This is a genomic window from Metapseudomonas boanensis (genome assembly GCF_018704125.1).
In the GTDB taxonomy this organism is placed as follows: Bacteria; Pseudomonadota; Gammaproteobacteria; order Pseudomonadales; family Pseudomonadaceae; genus Metapseudomonas; species Metapseudomonas boanensis.
In genome coordinates, this window is sequence record NZ_JAGTIS010000015.1 from 20250 (window position 1) to 39724 (window position 19475).

Consider the following 19475-nt stretch of genomic DNA (forward strand, 5'->3'; position numbering starts at 1 on the left):
GGCGCAGATGTTACCCAAGACTTTTCAAACAAGCAAGCCAAATCAAGCACATACCTCTTTAACCACTTTAGCGAGCTCCTCGGCATAAGAACGAACCTGCGTCTCGTCCTCACCTTCGACCATTACCCGCACCAATGGCTCAGTACCGGACTTGCGCAACAGCACTCGCCCCTTGCCACCCATGCGCTGGGTAACTTGCTCACAGGCCTCCTTGACTGCCGGATGCTCGACCGGGTCCTGACCACCAGCAAAACGGACATTTACCAGGACCTGCGGACACATGCGCATGGCCTGCCGGGCCTGCGCCAGACTCTCCCCGCCTCGCTGCAGCGCCAGTAGCACTTGCAGCGCAGAAATAATGGCATCTCCCGTGGTAGTGAGATGACCGCACACGATGTGGCCGGAGTTCTCGCCACCAATTGCCCAGTCGCGAGTCTGCAACTCACTCATTACGTAGCGGTCACCGACCTTGGCGCGAACGAAGGGGATATCCAGTTCTTTCAATGCCAATTCAAGACCCAGGTTACTCATCAGCGTGCCGACCACACCACCCTGCAACTTGCCGCGACGAAGCAGATCGCGGGCAATCAGGAACAGCAACTCGTCACCATCGACCACTGCCCCCGCGTGATCGACCATCAGCACTCGGTCACCGTCACCATCAAATGCGATCCCCAAGTCCGCCTTCTGAGCCACCACTGCCTCCTGCAGGCTCGCCATATGCGTCGAGCCGCAGTTTTCATTGATGTTCAGTCCATTCGGCTGAGCGGCCAGCACAGTCACATGCGCTCCGAGTTCACGAAAGACGCTAGGGGCAACCTTGTAGGTAGCACCATGAGCACAGTCGATGACCAGTTTCAGGCCACCGAAATCGGTACTCATGGGGACGCTGCTCTTGCAGAACTCGATGTATCGCCCTGCCGCGTCGTTGATACGCGAAACCTTGCCCAATTGCTCCGAGCTCACAACCTCCATGGGCTGATCCAGGAGCGATTCGATCATCAGCTCCAGCTCATCCGAGAGTTTGGTTCCCTTTCCGGAAAAGAACTTGATGCCGTTGTCTTCGTGCGGGTTATGAGAAGCACTGATCACGATGCCGGCATCGGCTAGGAAGGTGCGAGTCAGATAGGCAATCGCCGGGGTAGGCATCGGCCCGAGCAACATGACATCGGCGCCGGCTGCCGACAGACCCGCCTCCAGGGCCGATTCGAACATGTACCCGGAAATACGCGTGTCCTTACCGATCAGGATGCGACACTTGCCCTGCTTGCGAAACGCCATGCCGGCTGCCCAGCCGAGCTTGAGCATGAAGTCCGGAGTAATCGGGAATTGACCAACATGCCCACGAATACCGTCGGTGCCAAAATACTTTCTGCTCATGAAAATGCTCCGTCTTTTCTTATTCCGCCGCCATTACTGCAGCGATCATGCGTACCGCGTCGACCGTCTCGGCGACGTCGTGCACGCGAAGAATGCAGGCACCCTTGGCCACCGCGAGCGCGGCAAGGGCAATGCTTCCATACAGTCGTTGATCGACCTCGCGCCCCAAGGCCTGGCCGATCATGCTTTTACGCGAAACGCCAACCAACAGAGGACGCCCGAGCGAGTGCAGCTCCTCAAGGTGCTTGAACAAGCTCAGGTTGTGCGCCAGTGTCTTTGCAAAGCCGAACCCCGGATCAAGTACGATTCGCTCAGCGGGAATGCCGGCAGCCGCGCATGCTGACATACGCTCGACAAGAAAATCCCGCACCTCGCACACAACATCTTCGTAATGGGGATTTTCCTGCATATTCCCTGGCTCCCCAAGCATATGCATCAGGCAAACGGGCAATCCGGTTTCCGCTGCGGCGTCCAGCGCGCCATCGCGACGCAATGCGCGCACGTCATTGATCATACCCGCACCAAGACGAGCCCCCTCCCGCATCACAGCGGGCGTGGACGTATCCAGCGAGATCACAACATCCAGCTCTTTGGCTATTGCCTCGACAACAGGAGCGACCCGCTCCAACTCCTCGGTTGGTGATACGGACCTGGCCCCTGGACGAGTCGACTCTCCGCCGACATCGATCAGGGTTGCGCCGGCCAGCACCATCTCCTCGACATGGCGCAACGCGGAGTCCCGCGCGCTGAAGCGACCGCCATCGGAGAATGAGTCAGGAGTGACATTGAGGATGCCCATTACCTGCGGCCGGGCCAAATCAATAACCCGGCTGCCGCAAGGCAACCGGGTCGGGTACTGCAGTGACTTCATTTAAAGGCCTTAATGCTCGCCTGCCGGCCCGCCAATCGGGGTTTCGGGACGCTTGGCCTCTTCACGCGGTGCCGGCGTACCGGAAGCTCCCGATCCACCTTCCCAGTCCTTGGGTTGGCGCGCAGTACGACCCGCCATGATGTCATCGATCTGTTCGGAGTCGATGGTTTCGTACTTCATCAAGGCTTCAGCCATCGCGTCCAGCTTGTCACGGTTCTCCGCGAGCAGGCTCTTGGCGGTGGTGTAGCAGTCATCGATGATACGACGAACCTCCTGGTCAATCATCTTCGCCGTTTCACCGGACACATTGGCATGCTGCGAACCAGCACTGCGCCCCAGAAACACCTCGCCCTCCTCCTCGGCGTACATCAGTGGGCCAAGCTTTTCGGACAGCCCCCACTTGGTCACCATATTCCGGGCAATCTGGGTTGCACGCATGATGTCGTTGGAGGCACCCGTGGTAACACCATCGAAGCCCAGGGTCATCTCCTCGGCGATTCGACCACCGAACAGCGAGCAGATCTGGCTGATCAGGGCACGCTTGGAAAGGCTGTAACGGTCCTCCTCAGGAAGGAACATGGTAACGCCAAGAGCACGGCCACGCGGAATGATCGACACCTTGTAGACCGGATCATGCTCCGGTACCAGGCGGCCAACGATAGCGTGCCCTGCCTCGTGGTAGGCGGTGTTGAGCTTCTCTTTCTCGGACATGACCATCGATTTGCGCTCTGCGCCCATCATGATCTTGTCCTTGGCCAACTCGAACTCCTTCATCTCGACCAGGCGCTTATTGACGCGCGCCGCGAACAACGAGGCCTCGTTCACCAGGTTGGCCAAGTCGGCACCGGAGAAGCCCGGCGTACCACGTGCAATGACCCCAGGATCGACATCGTCCCCCATCGGTACTTTGCGCATGTGCACCTTGAGGATCTGCTCACGACCACGGATATCCGGCAGCCCCACCACGACCTGACGGTCGAAGCGGCCAGGACGCAGCAGCGCGGGGTCGAGCACATCCGGACGGTTGGTCGCAGCGATGACGATGATGCCGTCATTCATCTCGAAACCATCCATTTCGACCAGCAACTGGTTGAGGGTCTGCTCACGCTCATCGTGACCGCCACCCAGGCCGGCACCGCGATGACGGCCAACCGCATCGATCTCGTCGATGAAGATGATGCAGGGAGCATGCTTCTTGGCCTGGTCGAACATGTCTCGTACGCGGGACGCACCGACCCCTACGAACATCTCGACGAAGTCGGAACCGGAAATGGTGAAGAACGGTACCTTGGCCTCGCCAGCAATGGCTTTGGCCAGCAGGGTCTTACCGGTACCGGGCGGGCCGACCATCAGCACGCCACGAGGGATGCGGCCACCCAAACGTTGGAACTTGCCCGGATCACGCAGGAATTCGACCAGCTCACTGACCTCTTCCTTGGCCTCGTCGCAACCCGCAACATCGGCAAAGGTAGTCTTGACCTGATCTTCCGAGAGCAGTCGGGCCTTGCTCTTGCCGAAGCTCATAGGACCTCCACGACCGCCGCCGCCACCCTGCATCTGGCGCATGAAGAACATGAAGACAGCAATGATCACCAGGATCGGGAAGCTGGCCACCAGCAACTGTGTCCAGATGCTCTGCTGCTCCGGCTGCTTGCCCTCGATGACAACGTTGTTGTCAATCAGGTCCCCAATGAGGCCACCATCCTGAATGGCGGGACGAACGGTCTTGAACGGTTCGCCGTCATTGCGCTTCCCGGTAATGACGAAGCCATCGACGGTCACCCGCTCGACCTTGCCTTCCTTCACCTGCTCGATGAATTCGGAATAGTTCAGCGTCTGCGGCTCGCTCGGGCTGGAGAAGTTGTTCATCACCGTGACAAGCACAGCGGCGATGATCAACCATAGGATGAGATTTTTTGCCATATCGTTCAATTAGCTACCCTCTGGAGCGAGTACCGTCCTGGCACGAACCCCGCATGACGGCTGGTGAATAACCGGCCTAACTTACTACACAACCCCTGCCCCTGGCAGGCGCCGTCTGTAACCCTTTATGAGGCCTCTGGCCTCCCGGTAGCGACGAATCCTGGCGTAGGACCGACGAACCAAGCATCCGCTGCAGTCTATTCCCCGCGAAAGCCTCGCGCGAGCATGTATTGCTCCTAGGAGCGATCACGCGACGAAAGCGGCTTGCACATCTGCACCTTGTCGAACATTTCACACACTTGCTTGTGGTAGACGTCGAAGCCTTCGCCTTGGAATATCTTGATCAGAAAATCCCCCACCCGCCCGTGGCGCACGCCCCGCGAGATCCAGAGCCAGTTCACACAAGTACATGGATCGAGACTGATCGGCAGCCCTCACCCCACTCATATTGGGGGCCATATCAGAAATCACAAGGTCTACCGGGTGTTCGCCGATGGACTCGAGAATCTGCGCGAACACGGCATCGTCGACGAAGTCGCCCTGAATGAAGGTCACGTCAGGGATGCTGCCCATCTCCAGGATGTCGGAAGCGATCAATCGACCACGGTCACCGAACACCCGGCTGGCGACCTGAGACCACCCTCCCGGCGCGGCACTGAGGTCGACCACAGCCAAGCCAGACCGAAGGATGCGGTCCCTCTCCTGAAGCTCGAGCAACTTGTAACTTGCACGCGAACGATAACCGTCCTTTTGCCCCATCTTGACGTAAGAGTCATCGAAATGTTCTTTCAGCCAACGTTGGCTAGTCTTGGAACGGACCACGGGATACCTCGTGTTCGGCTGTGCGCCCCGGAGGCACTCGGGTAAACTAGCAGCCTTTTTTCGCAGGGGTCTGATTATGGCGCTCTCACCAGAGCACAAGAAGCAATACAAATCTATCGGCCATCACCTGAAACCGGTATTGACGGTGGCCGAGAATGGTTTGACCGAAGGCGTGCTCGCCGAGCTCGAACGCGCACTGAACGATCACGAATTGATCAAGGTGCAGTTCCGCATCACCGAGCGCGATGATCGTCGGGCGCTGATCGAGGAACTTTGCTCGGCCGGCAACTGCGAGCTGGTGCAGATCATCGGCAAGATGGCCGTCGTCTACCGCAGGAACCCCAAGCCTAACCGCAACCTGTCCAACATCAGCCGTTTCAGCGGTCTTTAAGGCCGTAATGAGGGCGCGCGCTCAGCGCGCCCGGCCACTTGCAGCCCTCGAAGGGGCCGCCTGCACAACCAATATCAATCCACACAAAGCCAACAGCAGATAGCTGAAGTTCAACCAGAACAGCGCGGTCGGCGCCCATAAGCGCGTCAGCAGGAAAACCGCGGAAAGCGCGATTGCCACCAAGAGCAGCTGGCCGCGCAGGTCCCGCCAGAGGCTCGTAGCCCCCACCGCCTGAATCAGCAGCAATGCCTGAACCAGCGTGCAGAATCCTGCAAAAGCAACCAACAACGGACGCAAACTCCCCGCCACCATCTCAACGAGGAGCGGCGCCAGACCAATCCGGTCCAGCGCCGGCAATACAACGAAGTGCAGCAACCACAGGCCACCGACCCAGAATGCCTGGGCCAGCTGCCATGCCATCACGCCCGCCCTGCTGAGCAGTCTCCGATCAGACGTGGCGGACTTCGACAATCTCGTACTCGACGATACCGCTAGGAGTTTTGACGGTCACCACGTCGCCCTCCTCCTTGCCCACGAGGGCCCGAGCGATTGGCGAACTGACCGACAACTTGCCTTGCTTGATATCCGCCTCGTCGTCACCAACGATCTGGTAGGTCACGGCTTCGTCGGTATCGACGTTGGCGATATCCACGGTCACTCCGAAGATCACCTTGCCAGTGCGCGGCAAGGAAGCGACGTCAATCACCTGGGCATTCTGCAAACGCCCTTCGATATCACGGATACGTGCCTCGACCATGCCCTGCTGCTCACGGGCGGCATGGTACTCAGCGTTTTCCTTCAGGTCGCCCAACTCACGCGCCTCGGCGATTGCCTGGGTGATCTGCGGACGCAACACGGTCTTCAGGTGCTTCAACTCTTCTTCCAGGGCGCGAGCGCCCTGGACGGTCATCGGGAACTTGGTCATGCCTTGATTCCTGCATGGAGATCCTGCAAGCGGCGCACGGTCTTCTCAGGACCGAATTTGAGCGCCTCACAGATCGCCTCGCCACCAGCAATGGTGGTGGTGATGCAGATCTTGTGCTGCAGGGCGTTACGACGGATCGAGTAGGAGTCAGCAATAGACTGACGCCCCTCGGTGGTGTTGATGATCAAGGTCACTTCGTCGTTCTTGATCATGTCTACGACATGAGGACGACCCTCGGTCACCTTGTTCACACGGCGCACCGGCAGCCCAGCAGCCTCGATGATGCGCGCGGTCCCTGCGGTAGCAACGACTTCGAAGCCCAGCTCGACCAAGTCACGGGCGACCTTGGCGGCAAACGGCTTGTCATCATCGCGCACGCTGATGAAGGCGCAACCCGAGTTCGGCAGGATCTCGCTCGCCCCCAGTTGGGCCTTGGCAAAAGCCTCCCCGAAGCTGTCGCCCACGCCCATCACCTCGCCGGTGGACTTCATCTCCGGGCCAAGGATCGGGTCGACACCCGGGAACTTGTTGAACGGGAACACAGCTTCCTTGACGCTGAAGAACGGCGGGATGATCTCCCGGGTGAAGTTCAGTTCAGCCAGGCTCTTGCCAGCCATGACACGCGCAGCCACCTTGGCCAGCGACTCGCCGATGCACTTGGAGACGAAAGGCACGGTACGGGAGGCTCGCGGGTTCACCTCGATGACGTAAATGTCTTCGCCCTGCACCGCCATCTGCACGTTCATCAGACCGACGACGCCGAGTTCCAGGGCCATCTTCTTGACCTGGTCGCGAATCTCGTCCTGGATGTGATTGGGCAGCGAGTACGGCGGCAGCGAGCATGCGGAGTCACCGGAGTGCACACCGGCCTGCTCGATGTGCTGCATGATGGCGCCAATCACCACTTGCTCACCGTCACACACAGCATCAATGTCCACCTCGATTGCGCAATTGAGGAAGTGGTCGAGAAGCACCGGGCTGTCGTTGGAAACCTTTACAGCCTCGCGCATGTAGCGCTTGAGCTCTTCTTCCTGGTAGACGATCTCCATCGCACGACCGCCCAGAACGTAGGACGGACGCACCACCAGCGGATAGCCGATGGTCTTGGAGTGAGCCAATGCTTCGTCCTCGCTCCGTGCAGTAGCGTTGGCCGGCTGACGCAGGTTGAGGCGCTGCACCATCTGCTGGAAGCGCTCACGGTCCTCAGCACGGTCGATGGCGTCCGGGCTGGTTCCGATGATCGGCACGCCTGCCTCTTCCAGGGCGCGGCAAAGCTTCAGCGGAGTCTGGCCGCCGTACTGTACGATCACGCCCTTGGGCTGCTCGACGCGAACGATCTCCAACACATCCTCCAGGGTCACCGGCTCGAAGTAGAGGCGGTCGGAGGTGTCATAGTCGGTGGAGACGGTTTCCGGGTTGCAGTTGACCATGATGGTCTCGTAGCCGTCTTCGCGCATCGCCAGCGCAGCATGCACGCAGCAGTAGTCGAACTCGATGCCCTGGCCGATACGGTTGGGGCCGCCACCGAGGATCATGATCTTCTCGCGAGTCGACGGATTGGCCTCGCACTCTTCCTCGTAGGTCGAGTACATGTAGGCAGTGTCGGTGGCGAACTCGGCTGCGCAGGTGTCGACGCGCTTGTAGACCGGCAGCACCTTGAGCTTGTGGCGATGGCTGCGCAGGTTCTTTTCGGTTACGCCGAGCAACTTGGCCAGGCGCGCATCGGAAAAGCCCTTGCGCTTGAGCTTGCGCATCAGGTCGGCGTCGATGCCGGACAGGCCGAGGGTCTTGATCCGCTCCTCGTCCTTGATCAGGTCCTCGATCTGCACCAGGAACCACTCGTCGATGCGGGTCAGGTCGAAAATTTCCTCGATCGACTTGCCGGCACGGAAGGCGTCGGCGACGTACCAGATGCGCTCGGCGCCCGGTACCGTCAGCTCACGCTTGAGGATGCTTTCAGCTTCAGGATCATTCAGGTCCAGCTTCGGATCGAAGCCTGCAACGCCCACCTCCAGGCCGCGCAGGGCTTTCTGCACCGACTCCTGGAAGGTACGGCCAATAGCCATCACTTCGCCCACGGACTTCATCTGAGTGGTCAGACGAGCGTCAGCCTTGGGGAACTTCTCGAAGGCGAAGCGCGGAACCTTGGTCACCACGTAGTCGATGGCCGGCTCGAAGGACGCCGGGGTGCGGCCGCCGGTGATGTCGTTCTGCAACTCGTCCAGGGTGTAGCCGACGGCCAGCTTGGCGGCGATCTTGGCGATCGGGAAACCGGTCGCCTTGGAGGCCAGGGCCGAGGAACGCGATACTCGCGGGTTCATCTCGATCACGACCATACGCCCGGTGTTCGGGCAGATACCGAACTGCACGTTTGAGCCGCCGGTCTCGACGCCGATTTCACGCAGCACCGCCAAGGAGGCGTTGCGCATGATCTGGTATTCCTTGTCAGTCAGGGTCTGCGCCGGGGCAACGGTGATCGAGTCACCGGTGTGCACGCCCATCGGGTCGAAGTTCTCGATGGAGCAGACGATGATGCAGTTGTCCTTCTTGTCGCGGACAACCTCCATCTCATATTCCTTCCAGCCGATCAGCGATTCGTCGATCAGCAACTCGTTGGTCGGGGACAGGTCCAGACCACGAGCACAGATTTCTTCGAACTCTTCACGGTTGTAGGCGATGCCGCCGCCGGTACCGCCCATGGTGAAGCTCGGACGGATGATGCAGGGAAAGCCGACCTTTTCCAGAACGCCGTAGGCTTCTTCCATGCTGTGTGCAATGCCGGAGCGCGGGCATGCCAGGCCAATGGATTTCATGGCCTTGTCGAAACGGGAGCGGTCTTCGGCTTTGTCGATGGTGTCGGCATTGGCGCCGATCATCTCGACGCCGAACTTTTCCAGGACGCCGTGGCGCTCCAGGTCCAGGGCGCAGTTCAGCGCGGTCTGGCCACCCATGGTGGGCAGCAGGGCGTCAGGACGTTCTTTCTCGATGATCTTGGCCACAGTGGCCCATTTGATCGGCTCGATATAGGTCGCATCAGCCATGGCCGGGTCGGTCATGATGGTGGCCGGGTTGGAGTTCACCAGGATGACACGAAAACCCTCTTCCTTCAGCGCCTTGCAGGCCTGGGCGCCGGAGTAGTCGAACTCGCAGGCCTGGCCGATGACGATCGGGCCGGCGCCGAGGATCAGGATACTTTTGATATCTGTACGTTTTGGCATGTTTGTTACTCGAATCCTTTGGTCAGTCGGCAGGCTTGCTTAGCGGCGCTTGGCCATGGCTTCGATGAAGCGATCGAACAGCGGAGCCACGTCGTGCGGACCGGGGCTGGCTTCTGGGTGACCCTGGAAGCTGAAGGCCTCCTTGTCGGTGCGCTCGATACCCTGCAGGGTGCCGTCGAACAACGACTTGTGGGTGGCGCGCAGATTGCCCGGCAGAGTGGACTCTTCCACAGCGAAACCGTGGTTCTGGCTGGTGATCATCACCACACCGGAATCGAGGTCCTGCACCGGGTGGTTGGCACCGTGGTGGCCGTGCCCCATTTTCAGGGTCTTTGCGCCGGAGGCCAGGGCCAGCAGCTGGTGGCCGAGGCAGATGCCGAATACCGGGATGTCGGTCTCGAGGAACTCGCGGATAGCCTGGATGGCATAGTCGCAAGGCTCGGGGTCGCCAGGGCCATTGGAGAGGAAGATGCCGTCCGGGTTCAGTGCCAGCACTTCGCTGGCCGGAGTCTGGGCCGGCACCACGGTCAAGCGGCAACCACGGGCGACCAGCATGCGCAGGATGTTCAGCTTCACGCCGAAGTCATAGGCCACGACATGGTAAGGCAGGTCGCTTGCAGCGATCTCCGGGTGGCTGTCGGTCGCAAGGTTCCAAACGCTGGAGCGCCACTCATAGCGCTCTTCACAGGAGACCACCTTGGCCAAGTCCATGCCTTTGAGGCCCGGGAAGCTGCGAGCCAGCTCCAGTGCTTTCTCCTCGGTGGCGTCCGCGCCCGCAAGGATGCAACCGTTCTGCGAGCCCTTTTCACGCAGGATGCGGGTAAGGCGACGGGTGTCGATGCCGGCGATGGCGACCGTATTGTTGGCTTTCAGGTAATCCGGCAGCGACTGCTTGTCTCGCCAACTGCTGGCCAGCAGTGGCAGATCACGAATGATCAGGCCCGCAGCCCACACACGGTTGGACTCGGCATCCTCCGGGGTAGTCCCGGTGTTGCCGATATGTGGGTAAGTCAGGGTAACGATTTGCTGGGCATAGGAAGGATCGGTAAGGATTTCCTGATAGCCGGTCATGGCAGTGTTGAACACTACCTCGCCGATGGTATGGCCATCGGCCCCAATGGCTTCGCCGCGAAAAATGCTGCCGTCGGCAAGCGCGAGTATGGCTGGCTTAGTCAAGAAGACCTCCCGTAGATCAAGGCTGAAGCAAACGCAGGTTGTAAAAAAGCGGGATGACGTTGATACCGTCACCCCGCTTTTTTATCTGAGCCATTCTGCGTAACTTTTAGTGGACACACTAAAGCTGCAGTTTACAGGAATGCGTCATTTTGGTCCACCCGAATGACACCCCCAATTCAGCGACTCAGCGAAGCCCAAGCACGTCCTGCATGTCGTACAGGCCCGCCGACTGGCCATCCAGCCACAAGGCCGCGCGGACAGCCCCTTTGGCGAAGGTCATCCTGCTGGATGCCTTGTGCGTAATTTCAACACGCTCACCATCGGCTGCAAACAAGACGGTGTGATCGCCCACCACGTCACCTGCACGCACAGTGGCGAAACCAATGGTTTCACGAGCCCGCGCACCTGTCTGTCCTTCGCGCCCATAAACAGCGACCTTGGCGAGATCACGCCCCAGCGCTTCAGCCACTACTTCACCCATGCGCAGAGCGGTACCGGACGGCGCATCGACCTTATGCCGGTGATGCGCCTCGATGATCTCGATATCGACATCGTCACCCAACACGCGCGCAGCCGTATCCAACAGTTTGAGACACAGGTTCACGCCGACACTGAAGTTGGCAGCGAAGACGATCGGAATGTCCTTCGCCGCAGCAGCCAACAGGGCCTTTTCCTCAGCAGAGAAGCCAGTGGTGCCAATGACCATTGCCTTGCCGGCCTGACGGCAAATTTCGAGGTTCTTCAGGGTCACCGATGGGTGAGTGAAGTCGATCAGCACGTCGAATTCGTCGACAACCTTGGCCAAATCACCAGACAGCGGAACACCAATGCGCCCCAGGGCTGCCAACTCACCGGCATCAGCCCCTACCAAGCTGCTGTCAGGGCGATCGACTGCCGCAGTCAAGCCAGCGCCCTGCGCCTGCTGCACCGCCTCGATCAGGTTCTTGCCCATGCGCCCGGCGGCGCCCATTACTGCAATACGTCGCATAGAAGAAAGCTCCAAGCTGGAAGCTCGAGGCCGGAAGCCGGAAGCCGTGTTTCCGACCTCCCGCCTCTGCCCGGCTATTTAGAGATCGCCGAAAAAGCGCTTCATGCCTTCGAACCAGTTACTGGCCCTGGGCGAGTGGGAACCATCGCTCTGGAGCGTCTTGCGAAACTCGTCGAGCAGCTCACGCTGACGCTTGTCGAGGTTCACTGGCGTCTCGACCACAACGCGGCACATCAGGTCGCCAGCGCCACCACCACGCACCGGCGCCACGCCCTTGCCACGCAGACGGAACAGCTTGCCGGTCTGGGTCGCCTCAGGAATCTTCAGTTTCACTCGGCCATCCAGGGTCGGCACTTCAAGCTCACCCCCCAGCGCCGCATCAGCGAAGCTGATCGGAACCTCGCAGTAAAGATGCTTGCCGTCGCGCTGGAAAATCGGGTGCTCACGCACATTGACCACTACGTAGAGGTCACCCGCCGGGCCGCCGTGGGCGCCCGCCTCGCCTTCGCCCGAAAGCCGAATGCGATCGCCTGTGTCAACGCCGGACGGAACCTTTACCGACAGCGTCTTGTGCTCCTCGACGCGCCCCTGACCATGGCAGCTGCCGCATGGGTCAGCGATCATCTTGCCGCTGCCATGGCAACGCGGGCAGGTCTGCTGCACAGAGAAGAAGCCCTGCTGCATACGCACCTGCCCGATACCACCGCAAGTGGTACAGGTCACTGGACTGGTGCCCTTCTTCGCCCCTGAACCTTCGCAAGTCTTGCAGTTGACCAAGGTCGGTACGCGAATGGTTACGGTCGTGCCGCGTACCGCCTCTTCCAGATCCAGCTCCAGCGTGTAGCGAAGGTCGCTGCCACGCTGCGGACCGCCGCGCTGGCCACCGCGCTGACCACCAAAGAAGTCGCTGAACACATCACCGAAGATATCGGAGAAGCTCGCACCACCGAATCCAGCACCCGCGCCAGCCCCCATCTGCGGATCGACGCCCGCATGGCCATACTGGTCGTACGCTGCACGCTTGCTGGCGTCGGACAGCACTTCGTAGGCCTCGTTGGCCTCCTTGAATTTCTCTTCGGCGGCCTTGTCATCCGGGTTACGGTCCGGGTGATGCTTCATTGCCAGGCGCCGATACGCCTTCTTCAGCTCGGCCTCGCTCGCACCGCGCTCTACACCGAGGATTTCGTAAAAGTCACGTTTAGCCATAGGTTTCCTGCACTCTAAATTTCGCCCCCTCCAGACACGTCAACGCGGGAGCAAGCTCCCGCGTGGCGGTTCAGGCGTGCGGGGCGATCAACCCCGCACACTGGTGCGGAAGCAAGCGTGACACTTACTTGTTTTCCTTGACCTCTTCGAACTCGGCGTCGACCGCATCGTCACCCGCCTTTTCGCTGGCACCCGGAGCCTGCTCGCCCGGCTGCTGGCCCTGCTCGGCATACATCTTCTGCGCCAGCGGGGTAGAAGCCTGGGACAACGCGTTCATCTTGGCCTCGATCTCAGCCTTGTCGTCACCCTTCACGGCCACTTCCAGTTCGCCCACCGCTTTCTCAATGGCCGCTTTCTCGTCGGCAGTGGCCTTGTCGCCAGCCTCGGAAACCATCTTGCGGGTCGCATGAACCAGCGCATCGCCCTGGTTGCGCGCAGCAGCCAGCTCTTCGAACTTGCGATCTTCCTCGGCGTTGGCCTCGGCATCGCGCACCATTTGCTGGATCTCTTCCTCGGACAGGCCTGAGTTAGCCTTGATCACGATGGACTGCTGCTTGCCAGTGGCCTTGTCCTTGGCGGACACGTGCAAAATGCCGTTGGCGTCGATATCGAAGGTCACTTCGATCTGCGGCACGCCACGCGGAGCCGGCGGAATCTCGGCCAGGTCGAACTTGCCCAGGGACTTGTTCTGCGCGGCTTGCTTGCGCTCGCCCTGCAGCACATGAATGGTCACCGCAGACTGGTTGTCGTCAGCGGTCGAGAACACCTGGGACTTCTTGGTCGGGATGGTGGTGTTCTTTTCGATCAGCGCAGTCATCACGCCACCCAGAGTTTCGATACCCAGGGTCAGCGGGGACACATCGAGCAGCAGCACGTCTTTCACGTCACCGGCCAGTACGGCACCCTGAATGGCAGCGCCGATGGCGACAGCTTCGTCCGGGTTCACATCCTTGCGCGGCTCTTTTCCGAAGAAGTCGGCGACCTGCTTCTGCACCAGCGGCATACGAGTCTGACCACCAACCAGGATCACTTCCTGGATGTCGGACACGTCCAGGCCGGCATCTTTCAGCGCAATGCGGCACGGCTCGATAGTGCGCGCGACCAGATCCTCCACCAGCGCTTCCAGCTTGGCACGAGAAATCTTGACGTTCAGGTGCTTCGGACCGGTCTGGTCTGCAGTGATATACGGCAGGTTGACGTCGGTCTGTTGGGCGGAGGACAGCTCGATCTTGGCCTTCTCGGCAGCCTCTTTCAGGCGCTGCATGGCCAGCGGGTCGCCCTTGAGATCCATGCCGGATTCTTTCTTGAATTCGTCGACGAGGTAGTCGATCAGACGAATATCGAAGTCCTCACCACCCAGGAAGGTGTCACCGTTGGTGGCCAGCACTTCGAACTGGTGCTCGCCGTCGACTTCGGCGATCTCGATCACCGACACATCAAAGGTACCGCCACCCAGGTCATAGACGATCACGGTATGGTCGCCCTTGGCCTTGTCCATGCCATAGGCCAGTGCGGCCGCAGTCGGCTCGTTGATGATGCGCTTGACGTCCAGACCGGCAATGCGGCCTGCGTCCTTGGTAGCCTGGCGCTGGCTGTCGTTGAAGTATGCCGGAACGGTGATCACCGCTTCAGTCACCGGCTCGCCGAGGTAGTCTTCGGCGGTTTTCTTCATCTTCTTCAGCACTTCCGCGGAGATTTGCGGCGGCGCCATCTTCTGGCCCTTCACCTCGACCCAGGCGTCACCGTTGTCGGCCTTGGCGATCTTGTAAGGGACCATTTTGATGTCTTTCTGCACGACGTCTTCTTCGAAGCGACGACCGATCAGGCGCTTCACTGCGTACAGAGTATTGTGCGGGTTGGTCACAGCCTGGCGCTTGGCGGACTGGCCCACCAGGGTCTCACCATCGTTGGTGTAGGCGATGATGGATGGCGTGGTGCGCGCGCCCTCGGCGTTCTCGATGACCTTGACGCTACCGTTTTCCAGGATGGCCACACAGGAGTTGGTGGTCCCCAGGTCGATACCGATAATTTTGCCCATATTCTCTCTCCCGAAACTTTTGAATTCGTCGCGGCCTACCAAACCAGCCGCGCCAGCAAATAAACGCTTGATCTAACAGATGGGGCCCCGAGCCAGGATTTCAAGCCTTCTCATCGATCGAGGGCGGGGTTTGCGTGGGCGCCTTGCTCACCACCACCATGGCGGGGCGCAGCAGGCGACCGTGGAGCAAATACCCCTTCTGGAACACCTTGAGCACGCTGCCCGGCTCGGCATGAGTGCTCTCTTCCATCGCCATGGCCTGGTGGTGCTCCGGATTGAACGGGGCGCCATGGGGGTCGACCGGCTCCAACTGGTAACGCTTGAGGGTGTCGTGGAACAGCTTGAGCGTCAGCTCCATACCTTCACGCACCGGCCTGATCGACTCGTCATCAGCACTGGTCAGCTCCAAGCCGCGCTCCAGGCTGTCGACTACAGGCAGCAGGTCGTTGGCGAACTTTTCGAGGGCGAACTTGTGCGCCTTTTCCACGTCCTGCTCGGCACGGCGACGAATGTTTTGCAACTCAGCGGCGACACGCAGCGACTGATCCTGGGCTGCGGCCAGTTGCTCTTCCAGCACCTGCACGCGAGCAGCCAGATCGTCGCCCGACGCGGCCTCGGCAGTGGGATTCGCTTCCGGGGTCTGGGTATCCAGGGTCTGTTCGTCGGCCATGTGTTCCTCCTCATAAAAGACGGCTGCGGGAATAACCCGCCGTTCTGCCGGCCTATATGGGGTCGCAATTTGTCGGTTCAAGGGCCAGGGGTAATTGTCAGCCAGAAAACAAACACTGTATAAATAGACAGCCATCACAGCGCGGGAGTCGCACCATGCTGGTACACCTGTCTATTCACAACTACGCCATCGTCGAGCATCTGGACCTGGAGCTCGAAGGCGGCATGTCGGTGATCACCGGTGAAACCGGTGCCGGCAAGTCGATCATGCTCGACGCACTTGGCCTGACGCTCGGCGACCGCGCCGAGAACAGCGTGGTCCGACCCGGCGCGGACAAGGCGGATATCCTGGCCAGCTTCGACATTGGCGATATCCCTGAGGCCCGCGCCTGGCTGGCCGAACGCGACCTGGAAAATGAAGGCCCCTGCATTCTTCGCCGAGTGATCACGGCAGAAGGCCGCTCTCGCGCCTACATCAACGGCAGCCCCTGCCCACAAAGCGACCTCAGGGCCCTCGGCGAGCTGCTGATCGACATTCACAGCCAGCACGAACACCAGTCACTCCTGAAGACCGATACGCACCGTCGACTGCTCGACGAATACGCAGGCGCCAGCGAACTCGCCCGCCAAGTCCAGCTGGCTGCGCAGCGCTGGCGGCAGACCCGCCATGAACTTGAACGGATATCCCGATCGAGCGATGAACACCGCTCCCGCCACCAACTGCTGAGCTACCAGCTCGACGAACTGGAAAGCCTCGCATTGGGCGAGAACGAACTCGAGCAGCTTGAAATCGAGCACAAGAACCTGGCGAATGCAGAAAGCCTGCTGGCGGCTTGCCGGCAAGTGGTCGAGCTCTGCAGTGAAAGCGACGCCGGCAACGTGCTAAGCGCACTGACCTCCAGCCTCAACCGGCTGACCGCCTTCCCGACGCAACCGACGGCCCTTGGCGAAGCCGTCACATTACTGTCCAGCGCACAGATTCAGGTGGAGGAGGCCATGGGCGAGCTCAATCGATTCCTAGACCACTTCGATGCCGACCCGGAGCGCCAACAACAGCTGGAAGAACGTCTAGACACGATCTACACCCTGGCGCGCAAACACAGGGTCCAGCCGAGCGACCTCGCTAATCTTCAGCAGAGCCTTCTGGAAGAGCTGGAAACGCTCAACGCCGACGACGAAGCCGCCGAGCGCCTCGCCGAGGAGCTGACTGCCTATACCCGTCACTATCAGGAGAAAGCCAGCGAGCTCAGCAACCTGCGCGCCCGGGCAGCGGACCACCTCGCAAGCGCGGTCGAGGCGGAGATGCAACGCCTGGGAATGCCCGGCGGACGCTTCAGCATCCAGTTACGCGCCAGCCAAACCGACGAGCCGCAGCACTTCGGCCTGGAGCAAGTGGAGTTTCTCGTCAGCGCCAACCCCGGCCACCCACTAAAGACGTTGGCCAAGGTCGCCTCAGGTGGCGAACTGTCACGTATCAGCCTGGCGATTCAGGTCATCACCGCACAAACCTCGCGAGTCCCAACCCTGGTGTTCGACGAAGTCGACGTCGGCATCGGCGGCCCTACCGCAGAAGTGGTCGGCCAGCTACTGCGCCGCCTTGGCGAGCGTGGCCAGGTGCTGACCGTGACCCACCTACCACAGGTTGCCGCCCAAGGGCACCACCACCTTTTCGTACACAAGGATCGCCGCAGCCAGGAAACCCGGACGGCAGTGACCAAGCTGGGCGAGGCTCCGCGCATCGAGGAAATCGCGCGCATGCTCGGCGGCCTCGACCTGACCGACGAATCCCTGGCACACGCCAGGAAGATGGTCACCAGCGCGAAGGGCTGAAACGGCCCCAGGGAAACAAAAAAGGCGACCCCAGGGCCGCCTTTCTCATCACGCAGCAAGAATTATTTCTTCTTGCGCACGTACAACACCAGATTGTGGTCGACCAACTCGAAGCCGCGCTCCTTGACGATCTCCTTCTGGCGTTTTTCGATCTCAGGATCGAAAAACTCGATAACCTCGCCGGTGTCCACGCAGACCATATGATCGTGATGGCCGCTATCGGCCAACTCGAACACGGCATGACCACCATCGAAGTTGTGGCGAACCACCAGACCGGCCGCTTCGAACTGGGTCAAGACCCGGTAAACGGTGGCCAATCCCACATCTTCGCCAGCCTCCATAAGCGCCTTGTAGACATCCTCGGCGCTCATGTGGCGCTGCTCGGCAGAGTCGAGCATCTGCAGGATTTTGACCCGAGGCAAGGTTACCTTCAGGCCGACTTTTCGCAGTTCGTTGTTTTCAACCATGGTCAGCTTTCTCGAGGAATGCGGCTTTCGCAGCTTCCCTTAATGCAGGTATGATCGGGCTTTTAATGCCCAGCCAAGATAGTGGAAGTCTCCCACCGATGCAAAACACCAAGCTCCTGCTGACCAGCCTCTCCTTCGCAGGCTTGCTCGCACTCGCCGGTTGCTCGTTCCCTGGGGTCTACAAGATCGATATCCAGCAGGGCAACGTCGTAACGCAGGACATGATAGACCAGTTGAAGCCTGGAATGACCCGACGTCAAGTGCGGTTTATCATGGGCAACCCGCTGATTACCGATACGTTTCACGCCAACCGCTGGGATTATCTGTACAGCATGCAGCCAGGCGGAAGCCAGCGCATGCAAGAGCGCGTCAGCCTGATGTTCGACAACAACGATCAACTGATCGGCCTGGCCGGTGACTTCATGCCTGGCGTGAGCCGCGACGAAGCCATTCTGGGGACCGAAAGCGGCACCACCGAGGTCAAGCCCTCGCAAGCTGCCGAGCAACCCAAGGCTGACGAGCCGCCGAAACCCGGTTCACTGCAAGAACAAATCCAGAAGGAAGTGGACAGCGTCGAAACGATCCCTGTGCCCATGCCGGAGCCGCTGGAAACCGCGCCCCAGTAATACGCGACAAACAAAAAAGCCCGGGCTGGACCCGGGCTTTTTCTTGCCTGCGGCATCAGTCGCCCAGCGACCCCTGCCGCGCCTGGACCGCCCTGGCCGCACGTTGTTTACGCACTTCCTTGGGGTCAGCAACCAGCGGCCGATATATCTCCACCCGATCCCCCTCCTCCAGCACTCGCTCCTCGGGCCTGGGCAGGGATTTGCCAAATATGCCCAGCGAGCAAGTCGCCAAGTCCAATTCCGGAAAATACGCCCCCATTCGCGAGTGCAGCACCGCAGCCCTGGCGGTGGTTCCTGGCGCCACCTGCACACACAGCAACTGCTGCCGATCAGGCAGCGCGTAGACCACTTCGACCTTGATCAAAGACTCAGCCATACAACTGCTTCGCACGCTGGCAGAAGGCATCGACGAGGGTATTGGCGGCCTGGTTGAACAGCGGACCTAATGTGGCTTTCACGATAGGACCGGCGTAGTCGAAGGTCAGGTCAAGGCTGATTTTGCATGCCTTGTCGCCCAACGCCTTGAAATGCCAGATACCGTGCAACTGGGAGAAAGGCCCCTCTGCCAGATTCATCTCGATGCTCTGGCCGGCAACCAGCGCATTACGAGTCACGAAGCGCTGAGTAAGGCTACCCTTGGCCACCTCTAGGCTAGCCAGCATATGCACCTCACTCTCCTCCATCACCACGGCAGCCGAGCACCAAGGCAGGAAATCCGGATAGCTCTCAACATCGTTGACCAAGTCGTAGAGCGCCTGCGCAGGGAACGGCAATAGGGCGGAGCGCTGGATATGCGTGGTCATCTTGGCCTCGAAACAGATACCGAGCCTCGCCACACGGATACGTGCCGGGACGGGCTGGTCAAAAAAAGATCCGCATTGTCAGGGATTCGCCGACGTCGCTCAAGCCTACGCCACCGTAGCCGCGCCGTCTTCGACTCCCTAT

Annotated in this window: 17 protein-coding genes and 1 pseudogene; 3 read left to right on the top strand and 15 right to left on the bottom strand. The window is 60.2% G+C overall.

Annotation, left to right across the window (positions count from 1 at the left end):
• Positions 1-42: 42 nt before the first annotated feature.
• The 4 genes and pseudogenes from glmM to J7302_RS21520 all read right to left on the bottom strand — a co-directional run bounded on the left by glmM (position 43) and on the right by J7302_RS21520 (position 4996).
• The gene (gene glmM / locus J7302_RS21505) at positions 43-1380 is read right to left on the bottom strand and encodes a phosphoglucosamine mutase (RefSeq protein WP_215379423.1); all 1338 of its coding nucleotides are present in this window, start codon (positions 1378-1380) and stop codon (positions 43-45) included.
• Positions 1381-1399: 19 nt separating this feature from the next.
• Positions 1400-2251, bottom strand: a complete 852-nt coding sequence (gene folP, locus J7302_RS21510; protein WP_215379426.1) for a dihydropteroate synthase — start codon at positions 2249-2251, stop codon at positions 1400-1402.
• A 9-nt stretch (positions 2252-2260) separates the two neighbouring features.
• On the bottom strand, positions 2261-4174 hold the full coding sequence (gene ftsH, locus J7302_RS21515) for an ATP-dependent zinc metalloprotease FtsH (protein ID WP_215379429.1): 1914 nt from the start codon (positions 4172-4174) through the stop codon (positions 2261-2263).
• A 236-nt stretch (positions 4175-4410) separates the two neighbouring features.
• A pseudogene (locus J7302_RS21520) lies at positions 4411-4996 on the bottom strand (RlmE family RNA methyltransferase).
• A gap of 76 nt (positions 4997-5072) precedes the next feature.
• Here J7302_RS21520 and J7302_RS21525 point away from each other — a divergent pair.
• Positions 5073-5387, top strand: coding sequence for a YhbY family RNA-binding protein (locus J7302_RS21525; protein ID WP_215379433.1), 315 nt, complete (start codon positions 5073-5075; stop codon positions 5385-5387).
• Positions 5388-5408: 21 nt separating this feature from the next.
• Here the strand turns inward: J7302_RS21525 and J7302_RS21530 are convergent, their stop codons facing one another.
• The 8 genes from J7302_RS21530 to grpE all read right to left on the bottom strand — a co-directional run bounded on the left by J7302_RS21530 (position 5409) and on the right by grpE (position 15608).
• Positions 5409-5858, bottom strand: coding sequence for a DUF4149 domain-containing protein (locus tag J7302_RS21530; RefSeq protein WP_215379436.1), 450 nt, complete (start codon positions 5856-5858; stop codon positions 5409-5411).
• Positions 5836-6312 (bottom strand): transcription elongation factor GreA, encoded by a 477-nt coding sequence (greA, locus tag J7302_RS21535; RefSeq protein ID WP_215379439.1) that lies wholly within the window; start codon positions 6310-6312, stop codon positions 5836-5838. Before greA ends, J7302_RS21530 begins: the two co-directional genes overlap by 23 nt.
• Complete coding sequence (gene carB / locus J7302_RS21540; RefSeq protein ID WP_215379441.1) at positions 6309-9530, bottom strand: carbamoyl-phosphate synthase large subunit; 3222 nt, start codon at positions 9528-9530, stop codon at positions 6309-6311. Before carB ends, greA begins: the two co-directional genes overlap by 4 nt.
• 39 nt (positions 9531-9569) lie before the next feature.
• Positions 9570-10706 (bottom strand): glutamine-hydrolyzing carbamoyl-phosphate synthase small subunit, encoded by a 1137-nt coding sequence (gene carA, locus J7302_RS21545; RefSeq protein WP_215379443.1) that lies wholly within the window; start codon positions 10704-10706, stop codon positions 9570-9572.
• 184 nt (positions 10707-10890) lie between these two features.
• Entirely contained in the window at positions 10891-11694 is an 804-nt protein-coding gene (gene dapB, locus J7302_RS21550) for a 4-hydroxy-tetrahydrodipicolinate reductase (RefSeq protein WP_215379445.1), read from the bottom strand.
• A 78-nt stretch (positions 11695-11772) separates the two neighbouring features.
• Positions 11773-12900 carry a molecular chaperone DnaJ gene (gene dnaJ, locus J7302_RS21555; protein WP_215379447.1) on the bottom strand — a complete coding sequence of 376 codons (1128 nt, stop codon included), beginning with the start codon at positions 12898-12900 and terminating at the stop codon, positions 11773-11775.
• A 124-nt stretch (positions 12901-13024) separates the two neighbouring features.
• A complete protein-coding gene (dnaK, locus tag J7302_RS21560) occupies positions 13025-14938 on the bottom strand; it encodes a molecular chaperone DnaK (protein WP_215379449.1) in 1914 nt (637 codons plus the stop codon).
• A 100-nt stretch (positions 14939-15038) separates the two neighbouring features.
• Positions 15039-15608: a nucleotide exchange factor GrpE gene (grpE, locus tag J7302_RS21565; RefSeq protein ID WP_215379452.1), complete on the bottom strand. Its 570-nt coding sequence runs from the start codon at positions 15606-15608 to the stop codon at positions 15039-15041.
• A 155-nt stretch (positions 15609-15763) separates the two neighbouring features.
• Between grpE and recN the strand changes: the two genes are divergently transcribed.
• Positions 15764-17437, top strand: coding sequence for a DNA repair protein RecN (gene recN, locus J7302_RS21570; protein WP_215379455.1), 1674 nt, complete (start codon positions 15764-15766; stop codon positions 17435-17437).
• Between the two features lie 62 nt (positions 17438-17499).
• Here the strand turns inward: recN and fur are convergent, their stop codons facing one another.
• Entirely contained in the window at positions 17500-17904 is a 405-nt protein-coding gene (gene fur / locus J7302_RS21575; RefSeq protein WP_215379459.1) for a ferric iron uptake transcriptional regulator, read from the bottom strand.
• Between the two features lie 98 nt (positions 17905-18002).
• Here fur and J7302_RS21580 point away from each other — a divergent pair, with 98 nt between their 5' ends.
• Positions 18003-18530 (top strand): outer membrane protein assembly factor BamE, encoded by a 528-nt coding sequence (locus J7302_RS21580; protein ID WP_215379461.1) that lies wholly within the window; start codon positions 18003-18005, stop codon positions 18528-18530.
• A 55-nt stretch (positions 18531-18585) separates the two neighbouring features.
• On the opposite strand, the gene J7302_RS21585 is transcribed toward J7302_RS21580, so the two are convergent.
• Entirely contained in the window at positions 18586-18906 is a 321-nt protein-coding gene (locus tag J7302_RS21585) for an RnfH family protein (protein ID WP_215379464.1), read from the bottom strand.
• Entirely contained in the window at positions 18899-19333 is a 435-nt protein-coding gene (locus J7302_RS21590; protein WP_215379468.1) for a type II toxin-antitoxin system RatA family toxin, read from the bottom strand. Before J7302_RS21590 ends, J7302_RS21585 begins: the two co-directional genes overlap by 8 nt.
• Positions 19334-19475: the final 142 nt, after the last annotated feature.

What these genes read in the sequence shown, in the direction of transcription:
- glmM (WP_215379423.1), bottom strand. Translation starts at nt 1,380, where the DNA reads ATGAGCAGAAAGTATTTTGGCACCGACGGTATTCGTGGGCATGTTGGT.
- folP (WP_215379426.1), bottom strand. Translation starts at nt 2,251, where the DNA reads ATGAAGTCACTGCAGTACCCGACCCGGTTGCCTTGCGGCAGCCGGGTT.
- ftsH (WP_215379429.1), bottom strand. Translation starts at nt 4,174, where the DNA reads ATGGCAAAAAATCTCATCCTATGGTTGATCATCGCCGCTGTGCTTGTC.
- J7302_RS21525 (WP_215379433.1), top strand. Translation starts at nt 5,073, where the DNA reads ATGGCGCTCTCACCAGAGCACAAGAAGCAATACAAATCTATCGGCCAT.
- greA (WP_215379439.1), bottom strand. Translation starts at nt 6,312, where the DNA reads ATGACCAAGTTCCCGATGACCGTCCAGGGCGCTCGCGCCCTGGAAGAA.
- carB (WP_215379441.1), bottom strand. Translation starts at nt 9,530, where the DNA reads ATGCCAAAACGTACAGATATCAAAAGTATCCTGATCCTCGGCGCCGGC.
- dapB (WP_215379445.1), bottom strand. Translation starts at nt 11,694, where the DNA reads ATGCGACGTATTGCAGTAATGGGCGCCGCCGGGCGCATGGGCAAGAAC.
- dnaJ (WP_215379447.1), bottom strand. Translation starts at nt 12,900, where the DNA reads ATGGCTAAACGTGACTTTTACGAAATCCTCGGTGTAGAGCGCGGTGCG.
- dnaK (WP_215379449.1), bottom strand. Translation starts at nt 14,938, where the DNA reads ATGGGCAAAATTATCGGTATCGACCTGGGGACCACCAACTCCTGTGTG.
- grpE (WP_215379452.1), bottom strand. Translation starts at nt 15,608, where the DNA reads ATGGCCGACGAACAGACCCTGGATACCCAGACCCCGGAAGCGAATCCC.
- recN (WP_215379455.1), top strand. Translation starts at nt 15,764, where the DNA reads ATGCTGGTACACCTGTCTATTCACAACTACGCCATCGTCGAGCATCTG.
- fur (WP_215379459.1), bottom strand. Translation starts at nt 17,904, where the DNA reads ATGGTTGAAAACAACGAACTGCGAAAAGTCGGCCTGAAGGTAACCTTG.
- J7302_RS21580 (WP_215379461.1), top strand. Translation starts at nt 18,003, where the DNA reads ATGCAAAACACCAAGCTCCTGCTGACCAGCCTCTCCTTCGCAGGCTTG.
- J7302_RS21585 (WP_215379464.1), bottom strand. Translation starts at nt 18,906, where the DNA reads ATGGCTGAGTCTTTGATCAAGGTCGAAGTGGTCTACGCGCTGCCTGAT.
- J7302_RS21590 (WP_215379468.1), bottom strand. Translation starts at nt 19,333, where the DNA reads ATGACCACGCATATCCAGCGCTCCGCCCTATTGCCGTTCCCTGCGCAG.